Raw genomic sequence first — 22,870 nt, 5'->3', positions numbered from 1 at the left:
TGTGGTGACGGGTTTCCAACATATTGGCACGGATGCGGGCAGACAAAACCCCCCACACGCCTGCACACCAAAACTTCACGGATGTGTGTTCGTTTCAGGTACATTATCACAAAGCTCTGAAAGCCATGCCGTTGCCGTGCTATCAGACGGCGCCCGCCAATCTCCCCTCGGCGAGAGAGAGCCACCGGAAACCAGTTTCGGACCATTGGGCATGGCCGAGCGTTTGAACTGGCTCGTCCCGAAAAACCGCCGCAGAAACACTTCCAGCCAGTGCCGGATCTCACCCAGATCGTAGGCAATCTTCCGATCCTGCGGATAATGCTCGGGCCATGTTCCGCGTGACGCATCGCTCCAGGCCACCTCCGCCAGAAACGCGATCCGCGACGGTCTGAAGCCGTGACGCAGAATGTGATAAAGTGTGAAATCCTGAAGCGGGTAGGGGCCGATCGTCTGTTCCGTGCTCTGAACGCCCTGTCCTGTATCAGGCACCAGTTCCGGCGTGATCTCCGCATTGACGATCCGCTCCAGAACCGCCCCCACCACACCGTCACCCAGTTTTCCATCCCGCGCCAGCCAACGGATGACATGCTGGATCAGCGTCTTCGGCATCCCGGCATTAACGTTGTAGTGGGACATCTGGTCCCCCACACCATAGGTGCACCAGCCCAGCGCAAGTTCCGACAGATCCCCTGTCCCGATCACGATCCCGTTGCGGTAATTGGCGATCCGGAACAGGAAATCCGTCCGCAGACCAGCCTGTACGTTCTCGAACGTAATGTCATGAACGGGCTGCCCCTCGGCAAAAGGATGGCCGATCCCTGCCAGCATCGTCTGAGCCGTCGGCCGGATATCCAGTTCGTTTACCTCCACGCCCAGTGCTTCCATGAGCGCATGGGCCAGCGAACGGCTCTCCGTTCCCGTCGCAAAACCGGGCATCGTGTAGGCGAGAACATGTGTTCGCGGCCAGCCGAGCTCATCGGCGGCCCGCACCGCCACAAGCAGCGCCAGCGTGCTGTCCAGGCCGCCTGAAACCCCGATCACGGCCCGCTGCGCGCCACTCGCCTGCAAACGGCGACGCAGGGCGCTGACCTGAATGGTCCAGCCTTCATAGCAGTCCCGCGCCAGCGTCCGTGCATCGGACGGCACAAACGGAAACCGCACGACCTCCCGTTTCAGCCCCAGATCCGTCATGGGCGGTGCAAGCGTGAACCCAACGGTCCGGAACCCTTGTCCCGGCTGCCCGAACTGGCCCGTCCGCATCCGCTCCTGCCGCAGCAGATCCAGATCCACATCAGCCACGACCAGCCGCTCGCCCTGCGGAAAACGGTCCGACTGCGCCAGAAGCCGCCCGGCCTCATGGATCGAGACCTGCCCGTCCCAGGCCAGATCAGTCGTGGATTCCCCTTCACCCGCCGCCGCATAGGCATAGGCTGTCAGCGTCCGCATGGACTGCGCCTGACAAAGCAGGGAACGGTCATCCGTCCGCCCGATCGTCACCGGAGATGCCGACGGATTGAGAATGACCGTTGCCCCCGCTTCCGCCAGTTTCCCGCTCGGCGGAGACGCTACCCACAGATCCTCACAGATCTCCACGCCCAGCATCAGCCCGCGCATATCCTCGGCCTGAAACAGCAGATCCGCCCCAAATGGCACGTCTTCACCAAACAGGCGGATCGTCCCGGACGTCTGAAGTCCGGACGTGAAATGCCGTGGCTCGTAGAATTCCCGGTAACGCGGCAGATGCGATTTCGGCACCACACCCAGCACCCGCCCGCGATGCACCACTGCCGCACAGTTATAGAGTAGATCCCCCCGCACCAGCGGCAGCCCCACAACCGCGACGGACAGCAGATCCCGAGACCCGGCAACAACCCGCCGGAGTGCCTCAATCGCCCCGTCGAGCACCACGTCCTGAAACCGCAGATCATCCAGCGTGTAACCCGTCAGCCCCAGTTCCGGAAACACCACCGCCGCCACACCCTGCCGGTCACAGTCGCGCAGAACACCCAGAACGCGCTCACCATTCTTCAGCGGATCGGCAAGCGTCACCGGCAGCGTGCAGGCGGCGATCCGGGCGAACCCCTGATGATACAGGGAGCGGAACAGGGTCATGATGGTCCTCCGGCAGGCAGGATGTCCGAACACAGGAATCCGACCCATGGAAATATTGAAAACGGGCTTCCCAGGCACACCCCCGGCATAAAACGGATGTTGCGAAAATGAACCTGTTCACTCCGCCGCCGTTCAGCCTTCTCACACGCCGCCTCTCCCTCAGAGGGCGCTACTGACAAAGGAGACAGTCCCATGGACCTGCTACGCTGGACCATTGCCTTCCTTATCCTCGCCTTATGTGCTGCGGTGCTGGGCTTTGGCGGAATTTCGGCAGATTTTGCCTATATCGGCAAGATCCTTTTCTTCATCTTCCTGGTGCTGCTGATCATCAGCCTCATCTTCGGGCGCGGACGCGGCACGCGCCTCTGATCCGTCCCCTCAGCGTCGGGAGCGGCCCATGCGGAAGCTCCCGACCAGAGCCACTATGAACACCACGACCGCATACAGACCGCCCAGCTCCGTCATGGAGACGGGCAGACCAAACAGGTAATCCGGCGAATCACACGGCTTGTTCGGCCGTGCGGGCATCGCCGACATCCAGTCCCTGAAGTTTCCCCCGTGAAAGACCGGGGCTCTGCATTCCGGCGCCGGGCTGGGCCAGAACTTGTGCTCCACGCCTGCATGCAGAACTGCCAGCCCGATACTGGTCATCAGGCACAGAAGCCCGAAGAAAACCCCGTACCGGGCATAGCGCTTCGGCAGCACGATCGTGACGATTCCAAGCCCGATCAGCACCCACCACGGACGCCGTTCCCACAGGCAAAGCTCGCACGGCGCAAGCTTCAGCCAGTGTTCAGCAAACCAGACGACCCCGAGCGTCACCAGCCCCGCCAGAACATACAGACCACCCAGCGCAGATGTTGAAACGGGGCGGTATGTTCTGTTCAGTGGCACGGACGGATCGCCTCCAGGCTATCAAGAAACTGCTTGGACCAGCTCCCCGCCGTATTGCGGGAAACCTCGTCATACATCGCGGACCATGCCGCATGACGGGCGTGCACGTCCATGGTCAGGCCAATATGAAGCGCATCGGCCATTCCTTCCGCATCCAGCGGATTGATCAGAAGCGCCTCGGGCATTTCCGGAGCCGCTCCAGCAAACCGCGACAGCACCAGCACGCCGGGGTCGTCCTCGTCCTGCGCTGCGATGAATTCCTTGGCCACGAGGTTCATGCCATCCCGCAGCGGCGTGACAAACCCCACATCCGCCATCCGGTAAAGTCCGGCGAGGATATGCCGCCCGATCGGCCAGGTCGTATAGCGGATCGGCACCCAGTCCGGCGTGCCATAGGCGCCGTTGATCGTCCCGACCAGCCCGTCCAGCTCTTCCTTGAGCAGGCGATAGCTCTCCACCCCACCCCGTGATACCGGAGTAACCTGAAGGAACGTCACCTGCCCACGATGCTCGGGATAGTTCTTCAGCAGAGCTTCGAAGCCCTTCATCCGCTCGGGCAGACCCTTGGAATAATCCAGCCGGTCCACCCCTATGATCAGACGCGTCCCCTCCAGCGTATCCATGATCTTCACCACCTCGTCGGAGGAAGCGCTTTCGATCGCCTGCTGACGGAAGCTGACGGGATCGATTCCGATCGGCACGGCCTCGACTGCCGCCTTCAGACCATAGACCTCGAAACATCCCTTGAGATTGGTCGCGTCCTCAGGGGTCTGCACCCCGATCAGGTCACAGGCCGCCAAGCCGCTCAGCAGCATGTCGAGCCTGGGCAGCAGACGCGCCACGCTCCAGGGCGGGAACGGAATATGCAGGAAGAACCCAATCCGACCCGTCACGCCCCGGTCCCGCAGCATCTTGCCCAGCGGGAACAGGTGATAGTCATGGATCCAGACCGTATCATCCGGCTCCAGAAGCCCGACCAGACGATCCGCGAAGACCTCGTTAGCCTCATAATAGGCATCGCAGTCCTCACGGGTGTAGCGGATCAGGTTGGTCCGGTAATGGCACAGGGGCCACAGGACGCCGTTGGAAAAGTTCAGATAGAACCGGTCATACTGCCTCTGGGTCAGGTCGAACGTCACGTAATTGACGTTCCCCACCTGCTCGCTCTGAACCGGCCGGTCGGCCGCATCCGCATGCTGATGGCCCGACCACCCGAACCACAGGGTCTCCTGCGTCTGTACCGCATCATACAGACCAACCGTCAGCCCCCCGGCAGGCTGCGTACGCTCCCCAGGGGCAGGCGTCCGGTTGGAAACAATGATCAGGCGCCCCATCCGTGTCCCTCCGACAGATCATGCAGCCACCGCCGGAACGTGGCCGCATCTGGAAAATCATCGGGAATGAGCCAGCCTACGCCCCCCATCTGGCGCGCAGCCCTCACCCCGTCGCGGTCCGTGGCATCATCACCGGCAAAAACCGGAAGCCGCCCTGCAAAAGGCGGCTCTGCCATCAGTTCCCGCAGCGCCTTGCCCTTGTCGATCCCCAGTGGCCGGAGTTCGATGGCCATCTGGGCATCCTGAAGGTGAAACCCCCGGTTTTCCACCGGCCAGACCGACGCCAGCTCCCGAAAAACGGATTCCGCCTCGGGCGCACGACGGTAATGCAGCACCATTCCAGCTTTTTTGTGTTCAACACTGGCGCCGGGATGATCTGCCGCAGCCTTTTCAACAGCCTGTATCCATTCTCCGGGCACAACGGGCAGTTTCCGCTCCCGTAATGCCTGGCCGGGTGCGTGACGCATCATCACGCCGTGCTCGCCGGCCACGGCATGGGGAATATCCGGCAGGAAATGATCGATCTGTGCGATGGGCCGGCCGGTAATAATCGCAAGCGCGCCATCGAGCATGTCCCGAAGACGCAGCAGATCCGCCGCGAGCCCCTCCGGTACCCGGACGCTTTCCGGGGTGGGCGCGATATCAACAAGCGTTCCATCGAAATCAAGCAGCAGGGCTGCCCGGGACGGGGGAAAGGGAACCTGAATCATGAAGCTGTCATTTCTTCCTGTTTCTGGGTCATTCCGCCCCATCCCACCTTTATTCGAGGCCGGGATCAGCTTCGGGAGGTGACAGGGGCTGCCCCGAAGGCTGCGCTGGCATGGCCGGAGCAAGGGACGGCGCCGCACCACTGGGAGGCGCGAGCGGAATGGGATTATGACTGTCCGGAGCAAGCGGTACAGGACCGCCTGAGGCAGAACCGGGCTGGGATGCCGGAGCATCGCCGCCTTCTTCCACCGGAACCTCCGCACTGGCGAGCACGGGTGCCTTCACCACAGGCAGAGGCCCCGCCTGAGGTGCCGTCGGCACTCCCGCGCAGGAGACAACGCGCACATCGTACAAAGGGCTGCCATAAGTTGCGACAGAAGGCTCCTGAGCCAGCATCCAGCCATCGAAAGGCGGCCGCTGCGGATCGCTGCTGTCCTTCAGATGCAGCAGGGCTCCGGCATCCGCGGCCAGCGTCTGCGGCCGGCTGACACAGGCTTCAACACCCACGGAAAGACTGTGATAGGTCGCGCTCCCGCCCACGGGAATCGTCAGAAGCTCCAGATGTGCATCCAGCCGGTCCAGCACGCGCACCACAGCCTGCGACTGCCCCTGCCAGGTTGCAGCCGGATACATCGCCGGGGGCGCGACACCTGTGGCGGCCCGCGCGCCCGAAACTCCGCAAAGCAGAATCATTGCGGCAGCCCCGCACGGCAGCAGAACCCGGTCCGACCAGAGCTTCATCATGACTCTTTCTCCTGAGTCCCACCCTGAAACGGGCTCTTCAGATCGGACAGCATGGCCTGAAACGTCTGCAGCATCGCCTGAGGTGCAACCCCCATCAGAACCCCGTCATCATACGCATCCTGCAGGGCCTGACGCAGCTCGGCATCGTTTTCCCGCAGGATCTGGACCTTCTCCACACAGGACACGGGATTGCCCTCGTGGTCGACCCACAGAAACGCATTTTTCTGCGCATCCGTCATGGCTCAGGGTTCATCCGCCAGACTGCCCGTCGCCGGCTTTCCCGCAGCCGCCTTCTGGCTCTTCTGCAGCGAATCCGTCACGGAGAAAATGAACTTGCTCAGAAGCTGCTCCAGACTGATGGAGCCCTGCGTCTCGGTCATGACACCGCCCGGCTTCACCACCGAATCCGCTCCACCTGGAGACAGCGCGATGTATTTCCCGCCCAGCAGGCTGTCAGACGTCACAATTGCTGCGGAATCCGTCGGCAGCTTCACATCGGGTGCGAGCGTAAATGTCACCTGCGCCTGAAAGCTCCTAGGGTCGACCACGGCGCCGGTCACGTGCCCCACGGTAATGCCCGCCAGCCGCACATCGGAACCAACCGTCAGACCGTCGATCTGGCTGAAGGACGCATGCACAGGGTAGCCCCCGTCATCGCTCTGATGGTGCCCGACCATCGCCGCGACCAGAAGACCCGCAAGGCAGGCCAGGACAGCGAACCCAGCCAGAAGCTCCAGCCGGTCATGACGGACCGTGACAGCGCTCATGACGATACCCTCGTGAAAATCATCCTTCCAGCACTACCCGACTCCGCTTCGCGCGTCCAATCTTCCCGCAGAAATCGTCGCTCGGCCGTCCCCGGGAAAATGTTATCCCCCATATCCCCATGTTCCCGCCCATTAGCGGCCTTCCACAGGCCCTTTTCCGGCTTACGGGCCCATGGGCGCAGGGCGTAGATTCGCAATATGACAGCTCGCCTTCACTGGACCGGCGTTCGCATGAGGACGCTTCAGGTCATGACCGACCCCGACGACAGCGCCCTGCGCTCCGTCACCCTTCCTGCCGCCTGGGATGACGTGGCCGCACAGGCCCTCGCCCAGATCACCCTGAACGGTGGGCCGGTCAGACTTGCCGCGGAGGCCGCCCGCTGGGTGGACACGATCGATGCGTGCCCACCCCTTCCCGGCACCCCGGCCAACACCCCGTCACCCGGCCGGAGCCTGTCCTATCTTCTGCTGATGCAGCAGATGGCGCCCAACACCGCGCTGTGGCAGTGCCAGCCCGACCAGACGCCCGGCTTCACCATCCGCCTGTCCAGTTTCGTGCAGGAGGCCGGATTCGCTGCCGAACATTTCGTCGCCTGCCTCCGCCTGGCCTGCGACGCCCTGCGCCGCCTTCACGCCGCGACCCGGATCGAACGTACAGGTGAGCTGCCCCTGTTCGATCTGCCGGCCCAGCCTGAAGACGAAGCCGCAGGCCTCATTCTCCTGACCGATCTCGATGCCTGCCTGGCAGCCCTCGGTCTCGACTATGATAGTGACGACGCCCGCACTGCGGCCTGTGCCATGGCCGCGCTCGCCACCACGGTAGCCCGCGCCGGAACAAAGCTGTCCCCGCCTTCCATTCCGGAATCGCCCCTGCCGGGACTGCGAACCATCGCATCCTCGGTCTGCGCCACGGAAGAGGGTCGGCATTTCTGCCCGATCGAAACCGGATTTTCCTCCCCGGCCGCAACCGAAGGCCTGCTGGGCGTTGAAACCTGCGGCCTCGCCCCAGCCTTCTCGCCGCTGCGCGAAGATGGACATCTGCGTGCATCCACGCTGGCGCGACTGGCGTGCCGTGGCCTAACCCCCGAATCCGCTCTGGCGCTCGCGCTGGCTGGCGAGACCCCGCTCCCACCCGTTCGCCCACAGGCCCAGGCTGCGATGCACGCTGCCGTGAAGAACGTCGTAGACTTCCTGCCGGCGGTGCCGGAACCCGATCTGGCCGACCTTCAGGCCAGGCTGGCCCGTGGCGTGCGTCGCCCGCTTCCCATGCGCCAGACCGGTTTCACCCAGCGTGCGGCCGTGGGCGGTCACAGTCTTTTCATGCGGACCAGCGAATTCGAGGACGGCACGCTCGGCGAAATCAGTCTTACCCCGCCCCGCGAGAGCCCTATGGCCCGCGGCCTGATGGACTGCCTGAGCCATGCCGTCAGCATCGGCCTGCAATATGGTGCCCCGCTGGAGGCCTTTGTGGAGCGATTCGCCTATACGCGCTTCGGGCCCGCAGGCACTGTCGAGGGCGATCCGTCCACGGCTTACGCGACCTCCATGCTCGATTATGCCTTCCGCACTCTGTCGGAAGCCTATCTGGGCGAGCACATGCCGGACGCCCCCCGCGTCGAACCCAGTTCGGAAGATCCAGCCCCCATGCTGCCCTTCGGACGCGGGTCCGGTGAAAGTCCGGAATGGAAGGACCGCGGGCGCCGCCTGAAACTGGTCAGCTAGGGCGAAAACGGGTTTCGATGGCTCCGGCGAGCAGAATACATTGACAGTCAACGGACTCGCCGGTAGCTAGCGCCTGCGCTGAGAAGGAATCCGGTTGAACGACCGGGTAAGAAGGATGCGTACAGGGTAAGGGATCAGACCTCATGGGACACGCCCCTGCCGGTGACGACGGAAACTTCGACGAGCGCCTGCGGCGTGCGCGTCAGAAGCTTGATCCCCATGCCGGGGAGTTCGCCGTAACCGACGAGGGCAATGATGACAGTTCCATGTCATCCCTTGGACTGGCGATCCGCGTGGGAACGGACCTTGTGGCCGGGCTCGCGGTCGGTGTAGCCATAGGCTACGCGCTAGGTCACTGGTTCGGGTACAGGGCTCTGTTCCTGTCCGTTTTCGCCCTGGCAGGATGTGGTGCCGGCATGTTGAATGTCTGGCGGGTTTTGAAGGATTCGGACATGGTGTCCGGACCGAAAGATGACGGGAGAAGCCAGCGTGGCAGCCGGATCGACGATTGACGCGCTCGGACAGTTCGAGCTCCATCCGGTTCTTGGACATCTGGGAGAAGCCCTGCGGTTCTCGCAGTCGCCACTGTTCATGCTGATCGCCGCTGCCGTCGTTCTGGTCTTCCTGTATGTCGGGATGCGCCCTGCCGCCGTCGTGCCGGGCCGCCTTCAGGCCGCCGCCGAGATCAGCTACGATTTCGTCCACGACCTCGCCGTCAGCACGATCGGTGAAAACGGCGCAACGTTCTTCCCGTTCGTCTTCGCGATCTTCTTCTTCATCCTGGCCGGCAACTATCTCGGCCTGCTGCCCTTCTCCTTCACGTACACCAGCCATATCGCCGTGACCTTCGGCCTGGCCATCATGGTGTTCGTCATCTCGATCCTTGCTTCCATCCGTTTTCAGGGTGTCGGCTTCCTCAAGCACTTCCTGCCCGCTGGAACGCCTGTCTGGCTTGCTCCGCTGCTGGTGCCGATCGAGATCATCTCTTTCCTTTCGCGTCCGGTCAGCCTGTCGATCCGACTTTTCGCCAACATGGTGGCGGGTCACGTGCTTCTGGAAGTGTTTGCCGGCTTCACGATCATGCTCGCCGGTCTGGGCGCATTCGGCCATGTCCTGGCCATCGCCCCGATCGCGATCAACATCGCGCTGACGGCCCTCGAACTGCTGGTGGGTGTGCTGCAGGCCTATGTGTTCGCCATCCTCACCTGCATCTATCTGCGTGAGGCCGTCGCTCACTGAGCCACACCAGCTTCGCACTAACCCTTTAATCGACCCAACAAGGAACCTGACAATGGACGTTCAAGCCGCTCACGAATTCGGCATCAGCATCGCCCAGGCCGCCCGTGACCTCGGTGCCGGTATTGCCGTTTTCGCCCTCGCCGGTGTCGGCATGGGTCTCGGCAACATCTTCTCGACGCTGATCAGCTCGGTTGCACGCAACCCGGCCTCGCGGCCGCATGTCTTCGGCATCGGCATGCTGGGCTTCGCGCTGACGGAAGCCGTCGCGCTGTTCGCCCTGCTGATCGCCTTCCTGATCCTGTTCGCCTGAGGTCGAACATGTACCGTACGCCACGCCTCTTCCTGTTCGCCGCTCCGCTTGCGGCCGTGCCGGGCCGTGCCGTGGCTGCGGGCATGCCACAGCTGAACTTCCACGATCCGCTGCTGATCGGACAGGTCGTCTGGGGAGCCGTCATCTTCGGCGGCTTCTACCTCGCCCTGAGCCGCTTCGCACTGCCGCGTGTCGAACGGGTGCTGACCAACCGTCGTACCCGGATCCAGAACGATCTGGATGTTGCCCGCAAGGCCAAGGCTGAAGCCGACCGCGCCAGCGCGGAACTCCTCAGCGCCCGTCATGAAGCAGCCGAGCAGGCCCGCGCCCATGTGGAGCGGATCCAGAGCGAAGCCCGCACCAATGCGGAATCTTACGCTGCGGAAACGGCCAAGCGCCTCGAAGCCGAGATCGCGAGCGCCGAGACCCGTATCACCCAGTCCCGTGAACAGGCCCTGTCCAGCCTGTCCGAGATCGCCACCAGCACCACCCAGGATCTGGTTTCGCGTCTGATCGGCACGCAGGACGAACAGACTGTCGCCAGCGCCGTCAAACGCGTCAGCGCCTAAGGAGACGAAGATGTTCCACGATCCCCGGTTCTGGACCGCCCTCGCCTTCGTCCTGTTCTTCGTCATTTTCGGACGCAAGCTCTGGGTCGCCATCACCGGCCATCTGGATGCGCGTGCCGACAGCGTCCGCCACGACCTCGACGAGGCGGCCCGTCTGCGTCGTGAAGCCGAACAGATGCTGGAAGATGCCACCCGCGAGCGTGAAAAGACCCTGGCCGAAACACAGGCCATGCTTGCACGCTCCGAAGCCGAGGCCGCCGGTCTGGCAGAACGCGCCCGTCAGGACGCCGAAGCCGCCGCAGCCCGTTATGAAAAGATGGCGCAGGATCGCATTCACGCAGCCGAACGTTCGGCCATCCGTGAGATCCAGGATCGCGCTGCCCAGATCGCCGTTGCCGCAGCCCGCGACGTCGTGTCGACCCGTCTGACGGAGAGCCCCGACATCGCCGCAACCCTGATCGACAAGGGCATCGACAGCCTGCCGGAAGCCCTTCGGCGCTCCGCTGCCTGATCCGATGCCCACCTCCACGGTGCAAGGTTCCTTTCATGACGACGGACAGCCCACAAGGCTCTCCGTCGTCATGGCCGTTCTGAACGAGGCGGAGAATATTCTCCCCGTCTGTCAGGAACTGGCCGATACCTTTGGCGCTGACCCTTCCGCAGAAATTCTGGCCATTGACGACGGCAGCACCGATGCCACCGTCAAAAAGCTTCTGGAGGCCCGGCAGACACTCCTGCCCCGCCTGCGCATCATCAGCCATCCAAAGCGTCTTGGAAAATCCGCTGCCCTCCGCACAGGTATCACAGCCGCGAAGGGCCAGTGGATCGCCACCATTGACGGCGATGGTCAGGACGACCCGTCCGCCATCCTGAAAATGCTGGACCAAGCGACATCGGCTCCAAGCGCAGCGCCGCTGGTTGTGGGTGTCCGGCGCAAGCGCAATGACCGCCTGTCCCGCCGGATCGCCACACGCTTCGCCAATGGTCTGCGTCGTCGCCTGCTGAACGACGGCTGCCCCGATACCGGCGCGCCGCTCAAGCTGTTTCCGCGCGATCTCTTCCTGAAAATCCCGCAGTTCGAAGGCGTCCACCGTTTCCTGCCTGCCCTGCTGGGACATTACGGCGCGCCGCTGATCTGCATCGAAGTCCAGCATCGCGCACGCCTTCACGGCAGCTCGAAATATACAAATTTCAACCGGGCCCTCGTGGGAATCCGTGACCTTCTGGGCGTCATGTGGCTTCAGAACCGCACGCATCTGCCCGATCATCTGACCGAACACTGAAGCCGTCACCGGATCCGGACCTTCCGGGATCCTGCCGCATGCCCGGCCTGACAGAACGGCGCGGAGAGTCCCCATGACCCTGAACCTCCGGCATTATGCTCTTCTCGGGCTGCTGGCCTTTCTGCTCGCGCTCCCCGGCCGCATGACGCTCCCGCCCCTCGATCGGGACGAACCCCGCTATATGGAAGCATCCGAACAGATGCTTCTCTCCCACAACTTCATCGACGTCCGCTTCCAGGACAAACCACGCTATCTCCAGCCAGCGGGCATCTACTGGCTGGAAGCGGCCTCGACCGCTGCTGCCGAAAAGATCTTCGGTCCCTCGGTTCTGCGCAAGACATGGCCCTACCGGATTCCGAGCCTCCTTGCCGCAACCATTATTGTCCCCCTGACAGCATGGATCGGCGCAACGCTTTTCGGTGGCGCAACGGGCCTGATGGCGGCAGGCCTGCTGATGGTCTCGACCCTGTTCGTCGCCGAAAGCCACATGGCGACCATCGACACGGTCCTGCTGCTGGACATTCTGTGCATCGAAGCCGCCCTTCTGTGTGCCCTCACCGATCGGCAGAAGAGCCGCCCCACTCATCTGCGGGTCGCGGTCGCATACTGGCTCGCCCTTGGCGTCGGACTCATGCTCAAGGGACCGGTCGTCCTCATTCCTGGCTTCGGCACCCCCCTGGCCCTGTGGTTTCTGGAAAAGGACCGCTCATGGTGGCCCCGCCTGCGCCCGCGCTGGGGCTGGATGCTCATGATTGCCGTGGTCGTTCCCTGGTGCGTCGCCATCGAAGTCATCAGCGGCGGGGACTTCTTCGCCCGCGCGGTGGGGCGCAACTTTCTCGGAAAAGTGACCCATGGTCAGGAAGCTCACGGCCTTCCCCCCGGCTTCCACCTTCTGGTTTTCGGACTGGCTTTCTGGCCCGGCTCGCTTTTCGCCGCCCTGGCCATTCCATCAGTCTGGAAAAACCGCAAACTCCCGCAGGTCCGCTTCCTCCTCAGCTGGATTGTCCCGCACTGGCTGGTGTTCGAACTGATTGCCACCAAACTCCCGCATTACGTCCTGCCAACCTATCCGGCGATTGCCATCCTGACTGCAGCAAGCCTCATGGCATGGCGCCCTCTCACACTCTCACGATGGGCAAAGGCTCTTCTCGGGGTCTATGGCGTTCTGTGGGCGGTCATCGGCATCGCCTTCTGCCTCGCTGGCAGCATCGCTCTGTACAAGCTTGAGCACACATTTTCACTCTCCGCCCTGATCGCGCTGGGTGGATCCCTGCCTCTGATGCTCGGCGCCATTATGATGCTCCTGAAGCAGCAACGGCGACAGGCAGCCTTCTGCGCCATGGGCGCAGCCGTCATTGCTCACGCCGGCCTGTTCCTGAGCGTGATCCCCAATCTCCAGACCATCCGTCTCAGCCCCCGGATTGCAGACCTCTTCGAAGACGTCCGCCCCTGCAATGACAGTGTTTTGATATCGTCATCCTATTCCGAGCCGAGCTTGGTCTTTCTCGTCGGCCCCAATACGCAGCTCATCGGCCCGGAAGCCGCAGCCGCATATCTGCACGACCATCCCCAGTGCAGCCTGGCGCTGATCGACATCAAAGATAAGAATATCTTTATGTCTACCCTGAAGAAATTTGGAATAAACGTTGTCGAGTACAACAAAATAGAAGGTCTGAATTATTCAAATGGGCACCACCTTAATTTAGAGCTCTTTGCGCCCCTGTGAACCTGCTATTTAATATGAACCCATGTCTGGTTTTGTATTCCAACAATGACGAACGTCCGCTCCGCTCTATGCCGGCATGCAGATTTATATTCAGACTATCTTTTTCCCGTCTAGTCAGCCGACCAAGATTTTCCTCACCTCGCAGACTTAAAACCGTTCAGGGCACGATGCTTCGTTGACCTCAGTCTCATCAATCATGATGACCCAACACTTACAGCAGTTATACAGCGTCGTGTGTAAGCCATAATCTTTCGAAAATATCACGCCAGCATGGATCATTACTGCTACGCAAAAATGATACCCCTTAACAGGCAGCGATCTTCTCTCCCCAGGAGCTTCCAAACTCTTCGGAAAAAGAACGACTGATAATCCATTTGTTCGTCAGTCAAGCACAGCTCGCTAATCTCCAGCTCCTCACAGAGCCTGAGACAAAACTCCGTCCCGAAGGGAGAAGCGAGCTGTTTCCACGCTACATCATTTCCTAAAAGCAACCAATATAACTCCCTGAGATCAGGGAAGGTCTTCAGGATCTATCAGGTTAAAGAATGTCTGCTGGTCGACAGTAAAATAGCGCGGATAAGATGGGTCGCGTTCAAACAGCGGATCTGAACTCCAGCGTTCGAGCATAGTCTGGGTTTCCAGGAAGAAGCGCGTTTCATGTTCGGGTTTGTCATCAGTTCCACGAGACAGACTCTCGTGATGATAGGCAACCGTCTCAGCACTAAAGATAATCCGGTATCCGGCCCGACGAATTTTCAAACATAGATCGACGTCATTGAAAGCAACTTTCAGCGCTTCTTCATCAAATCCGCCCACCTCATCAAAAACAGTCCGTCTGACCAGCATCAGGGCCGCAGTAACAGCTGTTACTTCGTGCGAAAGCATGGTGCGGCCAATATAACCATATTCTGATAACGGATCCCCCCGATGAACATGAGCTGCCACACCAGCTGGACCAACAGCTACACCGGCGTGCTGGATCGTATCATTAGGATAAAGTAGCTTGGCACCCACAGCTCCGACATCTTTAAATGCCTGGGCTTCTCCAACCAGCCGGTGTAACCACTTTGCGTCTTCCACAAACACGTCGTTATTCATGAATACGACATAATCAGCTGTGGTTTGATCTACCGCGATATTGTTAAGCCTGGAAAAATTAAATGGTTCTTCTACCGTTATGACGGAAACATTTTTATGTTCCTGAATTTTTTTGATAAAATCCAGTGTCTCATCACGCACCGACCAATTATCGATCAGAATAATATTGTAATTCTTGTAAACCGTATGTTTGAGGATATTTTCGATGCAGGTAAGCGTCGTATCCAGCTGATCTTTAAAGGGAATGATGATGGTCACTGACGGCTGGGTACGCGAGGTCCATTCTACACCATAAAGCGTCAGCCCGCGGATGGACGAAACCTTTGAGGCTATTTTCTGCCTCTTGAGATGGTCGGTCACACATTTTACGCCGGCATTGATCGCGTAAGTTTTCTGGCTCACATCAACAGCTGTGGAATTGGGGGTTTTACGCCAGTGATAAAGAATTTCGGGCACATGGAAAATTTCCGATGGACTAAGAACTTCCGTTGCTTTCAGTACGAAATCATGGTCCTGCGCTCCGTTGTAATCGGAGTTGAGATGCCCAATCTTCCGCATTGTCGCAGCATCTACCATCGTTAAATGACATATATAATTGCAGCCAAGAAGATAACGATAGTTGAAATCAGGTTTGAGATTGGGTTCCAGGTAATACCCGGCCTGATCGATTTTATCCTCATCCGAATAAAGCAGCTTGGCTCCGGTTTCATGAGCCGCTCGCACCATGACTTCAATAGCAACATCCACCAGAAGATCATCATGATCAAAGAAAGCAACATACTGCCCTTTGGCAGCATCCATTGCTACATTTGTAGCGCCAGCAATTCCCACATTCTTTTTTAGGGCAATACATTTGATGCGTGGATCGATTTTGGCGAAGTTATTGATGATTTCCGTTGTTTCGCGACTTTTACCCGCATCATCAACCAGGATAAGCTCCCAATTCTGATAGGTCTGATCAAGAACAGACTGGACAGCTGCCTTGAAGTCACTTTCAAGCGGGCGATAGACAGGGCAAAGAATTGAGACAAGCGGCGTGAATGCGCTATTTTTTTCTTCGTGCCCGCGCTGTTCAGCCACTCGTTTGCCCAAAAGAGCATAATATTTGCGTGCCCATCGATCATAGTCTCCCAACGTATAGGAACGCTTGGGAACGAGATCACGAAGCTCCTGCCGCAGCTTCGCCATGCGTCTGTAAATTTCATCGAGTTCGTTGGTGACGTCGATGATCCGGCTTTCAAATGCATCATCCGCAAAGGATGTTACTATTGGACAGCCATCAAGCTCTATATCATCCGGCTGGGCCAAGACCTTGATTGTATGCTGGCCACTTCCTCTTAACGCTTGCGGAATTGGAAACTCAAACCCGCAATTGGGATCACACCCCAAAACGGCAGCAACATCTCCACGATAACGGTTTGCGCGTGTCTGTCCGATCCGAATACCATCGACGAGAATTGATAGCACCACACCACCAGTCTCTTCACCATCCCGCAACTTGCGAAGCACCCAACCGCGAAGTGCCCCCTGCTTCACGCCGTCGACATGACTTTTATAAGAAGGCTTGAGATGGCCGAAAAATGTGATCGAGGTCATGCCATCGGATAAAAGTGGTAGAGCGGAACGGTCATCCAGACGCAATGAAAGCGTATGTTTTTCACCGTTAAAGTAGCTTGATGGTATTTGGAAACTGAAACCCAGGTTGGCGGTCGGTAGTGAAAACGTTTCCTGAACGTCTTCACGGGGCAAATCGGCAATCGCCATTCCGACTTCCTGCCCATCAATGATAATGTGAATTCTTACAGGAGAAAATTTTTCCAGATTACATGTCGCCCACCCTCGGACGGAACCATCTTCCAGACCGTCAAAATGTCCTTGGAACTGAACTAAGGCTGTTCGAGTTTCTACCGGTTTAGACATTCTAACGCATCCATCTTACAAAAATCAGCCAAGGGCATCTCTACCTGCGAGCAAAGTATCCTGCGAGCAAAGTATCCTGCGAGCACTTTCCCGTGAATAGAAAGATTTACCCAGTTTAAAAACACTGTATCAGAATGCTATGAGGAAAGAATAGACCAGACAATCCCTTATACGCACGAAATATTCCAACAATATGATGTTCGAGTGATTTTGAAGCGCATTTCACATCATATTGTAAAATCGACAAATTTAATTATGCAGATTTAACTTAAATTATCAGGAGGTTTTACTCCAAGAATCCTCTGATTAGGGTAAGATATTCAACGATGTATTCTATTATCCGCAAAAGCAGACAAACCAGAACACACCTAGCATTCTCTAGGAGGGGACAACCCTAAAAATACAGTATTTGATATCTCCACTACTACAGGAGAAACAATTCAGTCTTATCCATATTTTACAGCAAATGAAAACCGTGGTGGAGCTGAGGGGAATCGAACCCCTGACCTCCTCATTGCGAACGAGGCGCTCTCCCATCTGAGCTACAGCCCCACGGCAAAACAATAGTTCTCTTCTTCTCGCAGGCTGTCAAGCAGCCCTGCACGCAGGACGTTGTTCTGTGCTATCGCTATGGCTACAAGCGTTCCTCAACCAGCCTTTCGGCTGCCCTTCCCGACATTCGACGAGGTTTTATATGGTTGCCCTGCATTCCATTATCCTGATGCTGATCCAGGCCTTTGTGTGGATTCTGCTGGCGTACTGCATCCTGTCGATGCTGCTGGGTTTCGGGATCCTGGATATCCGCAACCGGTTTTTCTATTCCATTTTCAACACACTGGCCCGGATCGTCGAACCTGTCATGGCTCCGATCCGCAGCATCCTTCCCAACACGGGCGGTATGGATTTTGCGCCTATGGTCGTCCTGCTGCTGATCCAGTTTCTGGTCTACCCGGCCGTCAACCGGATCTTCTTCATGCTCGCGACGCATAACAGCTTCTGAAAAAGGCCTATCTCAGGGCGCGCCACACATCTTCCAGTGCTTCGGCCAGCGTATCCCGCATCTCCTGATGCGGCGTCCCATCCGGGCGCTGCATCCAGACCGACCATCCCGTTCCCGGCTGATGCTCCATTTTCACAGCCCAGTCCGCTGGCAGACGGGAGAAAACGCGCTCCATCCGGGCTTCAGCCGTCAGGGGTTTGGCGTAATTATGACCCATCACGAATAGCTTTCGTCTCTCGAACGGCCCGGCGTTCCCGGATCAGGCCGTACCACCCACCGTCAGACCCGAAATCTTCAGGGTCGGCTGCCCGACACCCACCGGCACGCCCTGACCGGCCTTGCCGCAGGTTCCGATGCCAGGATCCAGCGCCACATCGGACCCGATCATGGAAATCTGGTTCATCGCATCCGCCCCATTGCCGATCAGCGTGGCACCCTTCACAGGGCGGACGATTTTCCCCTCCTCGACCAGATAGGCTTCCGAAGCCGCAAACACGAACTTGCCCGACGTGATATCCACCTGGCCGCCGCCGAAATTCACGGCATACAGCCCCCGCTTCATCGAACGGATCATCTCATCGGTGGTCGCACTTCCTTCCAACATGAGCGTATTGGTCATGCGCGGCATCGGAGCATGCGCATAGGATTCCCGGCGTCCGTTCCCGGTGGATTTCGTGCCCATCAAACGGGCATTCAGCCGGTCCTGAAGATACCCGGTCAGGATCCCGTCCTCGATCAGGACGGTCCGGGACGTCGGCGTTCCCTCATCATCAACACTCAGCGAGCCACGACGCTCCGGAAGCGTTCCATCATCGACCACCGTCACGCCCGGAGACGCAACACGCTTACCAATCATCCCCGAAAAGGACGAAGTTCCCTTGCGGTTGAAGTCGCCTTCCAGCCCATGTCCGACCGCCTCATGCAGCAGAATACCCGGCCATCCCGGACCAAGCACCACATCCATTTCACCTGCAGGTGCCGGTGTGGCTTCCAGTGTGATCAACGCCTGTTTCAGGGCCTTATCGACCGCATCGCGCCACGTTTCCGGCGCCAGCAGCCGGTCCAGCTCATAGCGCCCTCCCAGACCACAGCTTCCGCTCTCACGCTGACCGTCCTTTTCCACAACGACGGACACATTCATCCGCACCAGCGGACGCAGGTCCGCAACATCGCCGCCGGAGTCCGCGCGTCGCATGATCTGCACGGCCTGCCATTCGGAACTCAGCACGGCACTGACCTGCACCACCCGGGAATCCAGCCCCCGCGCATAGGCATCGATCTCGCTCAGAACCGCTGCACGCGCTGCAAAATCCGTTCCTTCAAGCGGGCGGGAGTCGCCATAAAGCCGCTGGTTCGTCGCCTGCGGTCCCGGCGCCATGATGCCGCTGCGTCCCTGCCGTACGGCACCCACTGTACTGACAGCCCGCTCCAGAGCATCCCGGCTGATATCGTCCGCATGCGCAAAAGCCGTCTCCGTCCCCAGAACAGCCCGCAGCCCGAACCCCGAGGAGGTGTTGAAGCTCGCCGAACGGATCGTCCCGTCATCCAGGCTGATGCTTTCGTTCTCCCGGTATTCGAGGAACAGCTCGCCATCATCCACGCCATCAAGCCCCCGATTGACGAGCGCCCGGGCATCGTCACGGCTCAGTTTTGAATCAGGTCGCCCGAAAAACAGGGCATCGGTCGTCGCAAGAGCGCCCAGAGCATCAGCAGCAACAGACATGAGAAATCTCCAGACAGAACAGACCGGCTTTTCCGGCAGACAGATTGAACACAGACCGGCTCACAACACAGGGCTTTTAAGAAAGGGCTTTTTCCAGCCGTTTCAAGGCCTCCCGCAGGATCTCCGGCTTTTTGCAGAACGCGAACCGGATCAGGTTCTGTGGCGCGGCATCCCCCTCCGGATCATAGAAAGCCGAAACCGGGATTGTCGCGACCCCCGCATGTTCCACCAGCCAGCGCGCGAATTCAACATCACCCCGTCCGGCCGCATGGCGCGAAATATCCGCCACGATGAAATAACTGCCATCCGCAGGCAGCGTTTCAAAACCCAGCCGATGAAGCCCATCCCGCAGCAGATCCCGCTGTATTTCCATCTGCGCCGACAGCCCTTCGTAATAGCTGTCATCCTTGTTCAGCCCGTAAGCCACGGCCCGCTGAAGGTTCGGAGCAGTTGCGAACACCAGAACCTGATGCGCCTTCGCCACCACGGACGCCAGCGCCGCCGGGGCTGTCACATAGCCGACTTTCCATCCCGTCAGGGAGAAGCTCTTGCCCGCGCTCCCGATCCGCATGCAGCGCTCCCGCATCCCCGGCAGCGTCATCAGCGGGACGTGTTTCACGTGAAACGTCAGATGCTCGTAAACCTCGTCACAGATCGCATAGACATCATGCTCCCGCACCAGATCCGCAATCAATTCAAGCTCCTCGCGGACAAACACCTTCCCGGACGGGTTCATCGGCGAATTGAGCATGATCGCCTTGGTCTTCGGGCCAAACGCAGCCCGAAGCTCCGCCTCCGGCACAGACCAGTGCGGCGGGGCAAGCCGCACACAGCGTGGCACCGCCCCCAGAAGCTTCAGTGCCGGCAGATAGGTGTCATAAAGCGGCTCGATCACCACCACCTCATCCCCCGGCTCCACGACCGCCATCAGACACGCCGCCAGAGCCTCCGTCGCGCCAGACGTCACGACAACTTCGGTCGCCGGATCGACTTCAAGCCCATAGAAACGTCGGTTGGACGCCGCCACGGCCTCACGCAGCTCCGGCAGGCCCGTCAGCGGCGCATACTGGTTACGCCCGTCCTGCAGCGCATCCGCCGCGACCTGAATGATGTCCTGTGGCCCCTCCGTATCCGGAAACCCCTGCCCGAGATTGATCGCCCCATGCTTCACGGCAAGCTGTGACATAATCGTGAAGATGGTTGTCGGAAGGCTCGCAAGATACTGATTGGGCGTTTTCATCAACGGATTCCAGAACTGACGGAAAACAGAATGCCCTGCACCATCGCAGGCTGAAGGAGAGCTGAAAAGCCTTTCGCACTCCCCTTCCGTTCCATAATGGAAATCCCGTCTCCCGTCCCTCAGTCCAGCCCTTGCGTTTTGCGGCGCATGTCACGGAGCAGGATCTGCCCCAGCCCCCGCAGAAGAAGCATCGCCAGCACGACGAGGACGATTCCGACACAGCAGCAAATGATCGCATCCCCCCAGGAGAGCGGACTGGCATTTTTCGGCACACCCTCCGTGGTGACAGTGATCGCAAACAGATTGTCATCCACCCTAAAAAGATCCTGCGGGACAAAGAGCCGCAACACCGGCATTGCCGTCAGCAGAAGCCCCGTCAGACCAAGCACGATCACGACGAATCCACCCACAAACGCAACCAGGCTCCCCGCCGCCAGCCGCAGGAGAACCCAGACCAAGCCAAACGGATTCGACTGCTGCACGCCAACGGAAAGTTCGTGCCGGATCGTAAAGCGTGCCGCGAGCCTGTCCGGCTTTCCCAGTCTTTCCAGAAGCGCCAGCGCCGCCCCTTCCCCCAGCCGGGCCTGCGCCGCAACCTGCGCCCGCACTTCAGCGACGATCACATCCCGCTCGCTTTCAGGCAGGCTGAGCAGGCCACCCCGGAACTCGTGCAGATACTGTTCAACCGGCAGGGGGAGAAGATCGCTGTCTTTCCAGCCGTCGGGAGATGAGGAAGCAGGGGCCATGAGGATATTTCCCAAAAAGAGTCTCGCTGTCCTCTTTCCATGCAAGTTCCGGACCAGATATGGAAAACTCCGGTTCGCTTCCGAAAGATTCAATCATAAATCCGCCAAATGGCGTAATTTCCCATACTCGACAGACGGGCATTTGTCGCTTAATCGTTTTGCAGCCGTTTACACGATGCAAGGCGACAGATCGATGGCCAAGAAAGCCCCCACTTCCTCTACCGTGAAACCGAAGGCCGCTCCCGCGCGCCGTACCTCGAAGGCCGCAGCCCCCAAGGCTGCTCCCGCAGCAGCTGGCAAGCCGCCCGCCCCGAACCCGCAGGCCGTTGCCCGCGTCTTCGAGATGATCCAGGAGCACGCGGCGGAATTCGTCGATCTGCGCTTTACGGACCCCAAGGGCAAGTGGCACCACACGACCCAGACAGTCTCGACCATCGAAGACGATACCTTCGTTGAAGGCTTCATGTTCGACGGCTCTTCCATTCAGGGCTGGAAGGCCATCAACGAGTCCGACATGGTCCTGCTTCCGGATCCGGAAACGGCCGTCATGGATCCGTTCTCCGCCAAGCCGCAGCTGATCCTGTTCTGTGACATCATCGATCCGAAGACGGGCAACTTCTACAACCGCGACCCGCGCTCGACTGCCAAGCTCGCAGAAGCCTACCTCAAGGATGCCGGCTTCGGTGACACGGCGTTCTTCGGTCCGGAAGCCGAGTTCTTCATCTTCGACAACGTGCAGTTCGGCACAGGCCCGAATTTCGGCATGTACCAGCTCGACAGCATCGAAGGCCCCGGCGCTTCCCTGAAGGCCTATCCGGAAGGCAACATGGGTCATCGCCCTGTCGTCAAGGGTGGCTACTTCCCGGTCCCGCCCGTGGACAGCGAAAACGACCTGCGCGCCGAAATGCTCTCCACGATGGGCGAAATGGGCCTGCCGATCGAGAAGCATCACCACGAAGTCGCGCAGTCGCAGCACGAGCTCGGCACGAAGTTCGACACGCTCGTGAAGTCCGCCGACTTCATGCAGATCTACAAGTACTGCGTGCACAACGTCGCCCACTCCTACGGCAAGACGGCCACGTTCATGCCGAAGCCGATCTCGGGCGACAATGGCTCGGGCATGCATGTCCACCAGTCCATCTGGAAGGACGGCAAGCCGACCTTCGCTGGCGACAAGTACGCTGACCTGTCCGAAGACGCGCTGTTCTACATCGGTGGCATCATCAAGCACGCGAAGGCCCTGAACGCCTTCACGAACCCGTCCACCAACTCCTACAAGCGCCTGATCCCGGGCTTCGAAGCCCCCGTGCTTCTGGCCTACTCCGCTGCAAACCGTTCGGCTTCGTGTCGTATCCCGCATGCGACCAACCCGAAGGCCAAGCGCGTTGAAGTCCGCTTCCCGGACCCGACCGCCAACCCATACCTCGCCTTTGCGGCGATGCTGATGGCCGGCCTTGACGGCATCCGCAACAAGATCCACCCGGGCGACGCCATGGACAAGGATCTGTACGAGTTGCCGAAGGAAGAGCTGGCCCAGATCCCGACGGTCTGCGGTTCGCTCCGTGAAGCTCTCGAAGCCCTCAAGGAAGACCACGCATTCCTTCTCGAAGGCGGCGTCTTCACCAAGGACCAGATCGAAAGCTACATCGACATCAAGTGGCCGGAAGTCTACAAGTTCGAACACACGCCGCATCCGGCAGAGTTCGAGATGTACTACTCGGTCTGATCCGGGTCA

23 protein-coding genes and 1 tRNA gene are annotated in these 22,870 nt (G+C 59.6%); 11 read left to right on the top strand and 13 right to left on the bottom strand.

All coding sequences use genetic code 11. The features are described from left to right. Positions 1–75: 75 nt before the first annotated feature. Complete coding sequence (locus tag KP701_RS10685) at positions 76–2,112, bottom strand: NAD(+) synthase (protein ID WP_215747192.1); 2,037 nt, start codon at positions 2,110–2,112, stop codon at positions 76–78. A gap of 192 nt (positions 2,113–2,304) precedes the next feature. Here KP701_RS10685 and KP701_RS10680 point away from each other — a divergent pair, with 192 nt between their 5' ends. Beyond that, on the top strand, positions 2,305–2,481 hold the full coding sequence (locus KP701_RS10680; RefSeq protein WP_081107199.1) for a DUF1328 domain-containing protein: 177 nt from the start codon (positions 2,305–2,307) through the stop codon (positions 2,479–2,481). Positions 2,482–2,490: 9 nt separating this feature from the next. Here KP701_RS10680 and KP701_RS10675 read toward each other — a convergent pair whose 3' ends face one another. From KP701_RS10675 to mlaD, 6 genes are read right to left on the bottom strand one after another with little or no spacing between them, the layout of a single operon-like run. Further along, a complete protein-coding gene (locus tag KP701_RS10675) occupies positions 2,491–3,006 on the bottom strand; it encodes a disulfide bond formation protein B (RefSeq protein ID WP_215747191.1) in 516 nt (171 codons plus the stop codon). Continuing rightward, the gene (locus KP701_RS10670; RefSeq protein ID WP_215747190.1) at positions 2,997–4,340 is read right to left on the bottom strand and encodes a trehalose-6-phosphate synthase; all 1,344 of its coding nucleotides are present in this window, start codon (positions 4,338–4,340) and stop codon (positions 2,997–2,999) included. The genes KP701_RS10675 and KP701_RS10670 overlap by 10 nt, the downstream gene beginning before the upstream one ends. Further along, complete coding sequence (gene otsB / locus KP701_RS10665; RefSeq protein WP_215747189.1) at positions 4,328–5,050, bottom strand: trehalose-phosphatase; 723 nt, start codon at positions 5,048–5,050, stop codon at positions 4,328–4,330. Before otsB ends, KP701_RS10670 begins: the two co-directional genes overlap by 13 nt. Positions 5,051–5,099: 49 nt before the next feature. After that, positions 5,100–5,792 carry a DUF2155 domain-containing protein gene (locus tag KP701_RS10660; protein WP_215747188.1) on the bottom strand — a complete coding sequence of 231 codons (693 nt, stop codon included), beginning with the start codon at positions 5,790–5,792 and terminating at the stop codon, positions 5,100–5,102. Continuing rightward, entirely contained in the window at positions 5,789–6,031 is a 243-nt protein-coding gene (locus tag KP701_RS10655; RefSeq protein WP_215747187.1) for a hypothetical protein, read from the bottom strand. The genes KP701_RS10660 and KP701_RS10655 overlap by 4 nt, the downstream gene beginning before the upstream one ends. A gap of 3 nt (positions 6,032–6,034) precedes the next feature. After that, the gene (gene mlaD / locus KP701_RS10650; protein WP_215747186.1) at positions 6,035–6,559 is read right to left on the bottom strand and encodes an outer membrane lipid asymmetry maintenance protein MlaD; all 525 of its coding nucleotides are present in this window, start codon (positions 6,557–6,559) and stop codon (positions 6,035–6,037) included. A 198-nt stretch (positions 6,560–6,757) separates the two neighbouring features. Here mlaD and KP701_RS10645 point away from each other — a divergent pair, with 198 nt between their 5' ends. The 8 genes from KP701_RS10645 to KP701_RS10610 all read left to right on the top strand — a co-directional run bounded on the left by KP701_RS10645 (position 6,758) and on the right by KP701_RS10610 (position 13,408). Next, a complete protein-coding gene (locus tag KP701_RS10645; protein WP_215747185.1) occupies positions 6,758–8,281 on the top strand; it encodes a vitamin B12-dependent ribonucleotide reductase in 1,524 nt (507 codons plus the stop codon). A 143-nt stretch (positions 8,282–8,424) separates the two neighbouring features. Further along, complete coding sequence (locus KP701_RS10640; RefSeq protein WP_215747184.1) at positions 8,425–8,793, top strand: AtpZ/AtpI family protein; 369 nt, start codon at positions 8,425–8,427, stop codon at positions 8,791–8,793. Next, positions 8,771–9,520, top strand: coding sequence for a F0F1 ATP synthase subunit A (locus tag KP701_RS10635; RefSeq protein ID WP_215747219.1), 750 nt, complete (start codon positions 8,771–8,773; stop codon positions 9,518–9,520). The genes KP701_RS10640 and KP701_RS10635 overlap by 23 nt, the downstream gene beginning before the upstream one ends. Positions 9,521–9,602: 82 nt before the next feature. Continuing rightward, the gene (locus KP701_RS10630) at positions 9,603–9,830 is read left to right on the top strand and encodes an ATP synthase subunit C family protein (protein ID WP_024717170.1); all 228 of its coding nucleotides are present in this window, start codon (positions 9,603–9,605) and stop codon (positions 9,828–9,830) included. Between the two features lie 8 nt (positions 9,831–9,838). Beyond that, positions 9,839–10,399, top strand: a complete 561-nt coding sequence (locus KP701_RS10625; protein ID WP_215747183.1) for a hypothetical protein — start codon at positions 9,839–9,841, stop codon at positions 10,397–10,399. Between the two features lie 10 nt (positions 10,400–10,409). Beyond that, positions 10,410–10,910 carry an ATP synthase subunit B gene (locus KP701_RS10620; RefSeq protein ID WP_062494537.1) on the top strand — a complete coding sequence of 167 codons (501 nt, stop codon included), beginning with the start codon at positions 10,410–10,412 and terminating at the stop codon, positions 10,908–10,910. A gap of 4 nt (positions 10,911–10,914) precedes the next feature. Beyond that, entirely contained in the window at positions 10,915–11,682 is a 768-nt protein-coding gene (locus KP701_RS10615) for a glycosyltransferase family 2 protein (RefSeq protein WP_215747182.1), read from the top strand. Positions 11,683–11,755: 73 nt separating this feature from the next. Then, complete coding sequence (locus tag KP701_RS10610; protein WP_215747181.1) at positions 11,756–13,408, top strand: glycosyltransferase family 39 protein; 1,653 nt, start codon at positions 11,756–11,758, stop codon at positions 13,406–13,408. 510 nt (positions 13,409–13,918) lie between these two features. Here KP701_RS10610 and KP701_RS10605 read toward each other — a convergent pair. Together KP701_RS10605 and KP701_RS10600 are read right to left on the bottom strand one after the other, a co-directional pair. After that, positions 13,919–16,426 (bottom strand): glycosyltransferase, encoded by a 2,508-nt coding sequence (locus tag KP701_RS10605; RefSeq protein ID WP_215747180.1) that lies wholly within the window; start codon positions 16,424–16,426, stop codon positions 13,919–13,921. Between the two features lie 476 nt (positions 16,427–16,902). Beyond that, a tRNA-Ala gene (locus KP701_RS10600) sits at positions 16,903–16,978 on the bottom strand. Positions 16,979–17,120: 142 nt separating this feature from the next. Here KP701_RS10600 and KP701_RS10595 point away from each other — a divergent pair. Further along, a complete protein-coding gene (locus KP701_RS10595; protein ID WP_062494118.1) occupies positions 17,121–17,426 on the top strand; it encodes a YggT family protein in 306 nt (101 codons plus the stop codon). A 7-nt stretch (positions 17,427–17,433) separates the two neighbouring features. Here the strand turns inward: KP701_RS10595 and KP701_RS10590 are convergent, their stop codons facing one another. From KP701_RS10590 to KP701_RS10575, 4 genes are all read right to left on the bottom strand, one after another. Then, positions 17,434–17,643, bottom strand: coding sequence for a hypothetical protein (locus tag KP701_RS10590; RefSeq protein WP_215747218.1), 210 nt, complete (start codon positions 17,641–17,643; stop codon positions 17,434–17,436). Between the two features lie 42 nt (positions 17,644–17,685). Continuing rightward, positions 17,686–19,149, bottom strand: coding sequence for a metalloprotease TldD (gene tldD / locus KP701_RS10585; RefSeq protein WP_215747179.1), 1,464 nt, complete (start codon positions 19,147–19,149; stop codon positions 17,686–17,688). A gap of 76 nt (positions 19,150–19,225) precedes the next feature. Next, entirely contained in the window at positions 19,226–20,389 is a 1,164-nt protein-coding gene (locus tag KP701_RS10580; RefSeq protein ID WP_215747178.1) for an aminotransferase, read from the bottom strand. Positions 20,390–20,508: 119 nt separating this feature from the next. After that, complete coding sequence (locus KP701_RS10575) at positions 20,509–21,135, bottom strand: HAAS signaling domain-containing protein (protein ID WP_215747177.1); 627 nt, start codon at positions 21,133–21,135, stop codon at positions 20,509–20,511. A gap of 343 nt (positions 21,136–21,478) precedes the next feature. Between KP701_RS10575 and glnA the strand changes: the two genes are divergently transcribed. Continuing rightward, positions 21,479–22,861, top strand: coding sequence for a type I glutamate--ammonia ligase (glnA, locus tag KP701_RS10570; protein ID WP_215747217.1), 1,383 nt, complete (start codon positions 21,479–21,481; stop codon positions 22,859–22,861). The last annotated feature ends 9 nt before the right edge of the window (positions 22,862–22,870 follow it).

This window comes from Gluconobacter sp. P1C6_b (genome assembly GCF_018811945.1).
Classification (GTDB): domain Bacteria; phylum Pseudomonadota; class Alphaproteobacteria; order Acetobacterales; family Acetobacteraceae; genus Gluconobacter.
Note: the sequence above shows the minus strand (reverse complement) of the source record. Positions and strands in the feature narration are given on the sequence as shown.

Excerpts from the sequence above, each read along its gene's own strand:
- KP701_RS10685 (WP_215747192.1), bottom strand. The coding sequence starts at position 2,112 with ATGACCCTGTTCCGCTCCCTGTATCATCAGGGGTTCGCCCGGATCGCC.
- KP701_RS10680 (WP_081107199.1), top strand. The coding sequence starts at position 2,305 with ATGGACCTGCTACGCTGGACCATTGCCTTCCTTATCCTCGCCTTATGT.
- KP701_RS10670 (WP_215747190.1), bottom strand. The coding sequence starts at position 4,340 with ATGGGGCGCCTGATCATTGTTTCCAACCGGACGCCTGCCCCTGGGGAG.
- otsB (WP_215747189.1), bottom strand. The coding sequence starts at position 5,050 with ATGATTCAGGTTCCCTTTCCCCCGTCCCGGGCAGCCCTGCTGCTTGAT.
- KP701_RS10660 (WP_215747188.1), bottom strand. The coding sequence starts at position 5,792 with ATGATGAAGCTCTGGTCGGACCGGGTTCTGCTGCCGTGCGGGGCTGCC.
- KP701_RS10655 (WP_215747187.1), bottom strand. The coding sequence starts at position 6,031 with ATGACGGATGCGCAGAAAAATGCGTTTCTGTGGGTCGACCACGAGGGC.
- mlaD (WP_215747186.1), bottom strand. The coding sequence starts at position 6,559 with ATGAGCGCTGTCACGGTCCGTCATGACCGGCTGGAGCTTCTGGCTGGG.
- KP701_RS10645 (WP_215747185.1), top strand. The coding sequence starts at position 6,758 with ATGACAGCTCGCCTTCACTGGACCGGCGTTCGCATGAGGACGCTTCAG.
- KP701_RS10640 (WP_215747184.1), top strand. The coding sequence starts at position 8,425 with ATGGGACACGCCCCTGCCGGTGACGACGGAAACTTCGACGAGCGCCTG.
- KP701_RS10625 (WP_215747183.1), top strand. The coding sequence starts at position 9,839 with ATGTACCGTACGCCACGCCTCTTCCTGTTCGCCGCTCCGCTTGCGGCC.
- KP701_RS10620 (WP_062494537.1), top strand. The coding sequence starts at position 10,410 with ATGTTCCACGATCCCCGGTTCTGGACCGCCCTCGCCTTCGTCCTGTTC.
- KP701_RS10615 (WP_215747182.1), top strand. The coding sequence starts at position 10,915 with ATGCCCACCTCCACGGTGCAAGGTTCCTTTCATGACGACGGACAGCCC.
- KP701_RS10610 (WP_215747181.1), top strand. The coding sequence starts at position 11,756 with ATGACCCTGAACCTCCGGCATTATGCTCTTCTCGGGCTGCTGGCCTTT.
- KP701_RS10605 (WP_215747180.1), bottom strand. The coding sequence starts at position 16,426 with ATGTCTAAACCGGTAGAAACTCGAACAGCCTTAGTTCAGTTCCAAGGA.
- KP701_RS10595 (WP_062494118.1), top strand. The coding sequence starts at position 17,121 with ATGGTTGCCCTGCATTCCATTATCCTGATGCTGATCCAGGCCTTTGTG.
- KP701_RS10590 (WP_215747218.1), bottom strand. The coding sequence starts at position 17,643 with ATGGGTCATAATTACGCCAAACCCCTGACGGCTGAAGCCCGGATGGAG.
- tldD (WP_215747179.1), bottom strand. The coding sequence starts at position 19,149 with ATGTCTGTTGCTGCTGATGCTCTGGGCGCTCTTGCGACGACCGATGCC.
- KP701_RS10580 (WP_215747178.1), bottom strand. The coding sequence starts at position 20,389 with ATGAAAACGCCCAATCAGTATCTTGCGAGCCTTCCGACAACCATCTTC.
- KP701_RS10575 (WP_215747177.1), bottom strand. The coding sequence starts at position 21,135 with ATGGCCCCTGCTTCCTCATCTCCCGACGGCTGGAAAGACAGCGATCTT.
- glnA (WP_215747217.1), top strand. The coding sequence starts at position 21,479 with ATGATCCAGGAGCACGCGGCGGAATTCGTCGATCTGCGCTTTACGGAC.